General features: G+C 62.6%; 1 protein-coding gene. It reads left to right on the top strand.

Annotated elements, in window-relative coordinates:
* A partial coding sequence (locus I6F37_RS41330; RefSeq protein WP_225154571.1) for an aminotransferase class I/II-fold pyridoxal phosphate-dependent enzyme occupies positions 1-299 on the top strand: 299 nt, incomplete at its 5' end.
* Positions 300-425: the final 126 nt, after the last annotated feature.

The raw sequence follows: 425 nt of genomic DNA on the forward strand, positions 1-425 counted from the left end.
CGAATGTGATGCGCGTGAAGACCCTGTTGCGCGCGGCCGGCTTCACGCTGAGCGCCACGGAAAGCCATCTGGTTCCGGTCCTGATCGGTGACGCACATCTCTGCCGCAACATGAGCAATTTGCTGCTCGATCGGCATGCCCTCTATGTCCAACCGATCAATTATCCGACCGTAGCAGTGGGTCAGGAGCGTTTGCGGATCACGCCGACGCCGGCGCATGACGAGGCCGACATCCAGGCGCTTGTCGCGGCCATGATCGACGCGCGCGCCGCATTGTCGGGAATGGCGCGCGCGGCCTGAAAACGCCCACTCCGTAGCCACTGGCCCAGTCGGTCCGCTGCAGCAGTCTTTCGTGCGTATCGCGTTTGTTCGACCGACATATCGACGTAGCAACATCGCTGTTCGGCTGCTCTCGGGGAGTGAGGG

It is taken from the genome of Bradyrhizobium sp. NBAIM08 (assembly GCF_020193935.1).
Classification (GTDB): domain Bacteria; phylum Pseudomonadota; class Alphaproteobacteria; order Rhizobiales; family Xanthobacteraceae; genus Bradyrhizobium; species Bradyrhizobium yuanmingense.